Source organism: Chamaesiphon sp. OTE_75_metabat_556 (assembly GCF_031378165.1).
Classification (GTDB): Bacteria; Cyanobacteriota; Cyanobacteriia; order Cyanobacteriales; family Chamaesiphonaceae; genus Chamaesiphon.
Window position 1 is genome coordinate 1 of record NZ_JANNDR010000543.1, and the last position, 2,089, is coordinate 2,089.

Below are 2,089 nucleotides of genomic sequence, written 5' to 3' on the forward strand. Positions count from 1 at the left end.
GCTAGTGATTGAAATTTACTTTTAGATGTCTGCGCTTCCTCAACCATCCGCATAATCTGGCTCAAGGTGGTGTTATCTCCGGTACGAGTAACCTTAATTGTCAGCGCACCTTCACCATTAACCGCTCCGGCGATCGCTTCGTTCTTGGCTCTTTTGACCACTGGGCGCGACTCCCCAGTTAGAAAAGATTCATTGACATTGGAAGTACCCTCGACGATCTCACCATCGATCGGCACTTGTTCGCCAGGACGAATTAGAATTAGATCGCCCTCAACTAATGTACTGACTTGGACATCTTCACTCCGCCCATTCGCCTGCTGGTGAGCGACAGAAGGCACTAATTTTGCCAGCTCTCCTAGGGCATTGCTGGCTCCTTGCACCGAAGCCATTTCCATCCAATGACCGAGCAACATGATATCGACCAAGGTTGCCGATTCCCAGTAGAAAGAATCTCCTTTCAATCCGAAAGTCACTGCCACACTGTAGACAAATGCCACGGTGATTGCTAGAGCAACTAGAGTCATCATCCCGATTTTACTCTGGAGTTCAAACCACGCTCCCTTCAGGAAAACCCAGCCACCATAGAAATAAATAATCGTTGAGAAAATGGGAATCACCCACTCTGCACCTGAAAACTGGATCGCTTGGTAATTAAACCAAGTTTGAAACATTGGCTCAAAGTAAAGTATGGGTAGCGTTAGCACCAAGCAGATAAAGAAGCGTCGTTTGAAAATCTCTGGGCTGTGTCCAGCGTGTTTATCGTGTCCAGCATTATTGGGCTGCTGACCATGACCATTATGGTTGCGATGTGGGTCGGGCTGATTTCTTTGAGGTGGTCGTTCGTGTTCCTGGTGCCCAGCATGTCCCAGATCGGGTTGGTGTTGTTCGTGTTGACGGTGGTCGTGTTTCATCGATCGATCCTCCTGGTTTGCTGTGATGTCCTGGATAGATTGCAATAGACTTCAGGGTATCCCCGATCGTCGATTTACATTGGATTGTCACTAGCATTGTGCGATCGCCGATCGTAGCCTACGTCAACGACAAAACCACTGTCAGCACCAGGAATGAGCGCGATGCTAATTACTGGATCGATGCCAGAATCCTTCCATACCCAGTTTGACTATAAGAAAACAATCTGAGGAACTTATGAGCAGATCGGAAAAGCTTGAATTTAAGCAAAAGCAAGCAAGCATAAAAAATACAGAATTAGTTACAAAATTCTGCATTTTACTCTGGAGACGTTATTTTATGTTACTGCGATCGCTATAGAACCCATTTGAGATCTTTAGAACAGTCGTGTTGTGTAGACCATGAGTTAGCGCAGATCGATCGCAGAATACTTGCTCGATCTGCTAACACTTACTAGTTCGATCGCAACTAATCCAAAGGACTTCTGACCCCTTTACTACCACGATTGAGAACGTGAGTATAAATCATCGTTGTCTTGACATCTTTGTGCCCCAATAATTCTTGCACCGTGCGATGCTGCTGAGAAAAGTCTAGATCTTTGATGCGTAGGCTCAGTACTTCGGTTAATCGCAATCCAGTACCGTACAGTAACTGGACTAGTAATTTATGTTCGCCAGATAATCGCTGAATGATAGCTTGGACTTCTTCTTTGGTTAAGACTGTCGGCAAGTAGTGAGACTTCTATGCTCGAAGTGCATCGACAGATGTTAGCTCTTGTTCTAGAACGAATTTGTACAAAAATAATAAGGCACTCAAAGCCTGATTTTGGGTTGAAGCCGCAACATTATCTACTACAGCTAGATGGCTAAGAAATGCTTCAACTTCTGTCACACCCATTTCTCTAGGGTGTCGCTTATTATGAAATAATATATAACGTACGATCCAATTTACGTAGGTTTGCTCGGTACGGTATGAATAACGCTTGAGCCGAATAGCTTGTCGAACCCGATCTAATAGTTTGAGCGGGGTAGGTTGTTCCATACCATTGGGGCACGATCACTTGAAAGAGTATTACAAAATGTCAGGAAAATATACTCATCTAAAGCAATGGGATTTAGACTGAATCTTGTCAGCCTAAATACCCAATTTAGAGGATTAGGCGGATAATTATCGGGCTAAC

Annotated in this window: 2 pseudogenes; both read right to left on the reverse strand. The window is 44.6% G+C overall.

From position 1 onward, the window contains the following. A pseudogene (locus RMO27_RS21400) lies at positions 1-911 on the reverse strand (heavy metal translocating P-type ATPase); the annotation flags it as partial. A gap of 466 nt (positions 912-1,377) precedes the next feature. After that, positions 1,378-1,950 (reverse strand): annotated as a pseudogene (locus RMO27_RS21405) (phage integrase N-terminal SAM-like domain-containing protein). Positions 1,951-2,089: the final 139 nt, after the last annotated feature.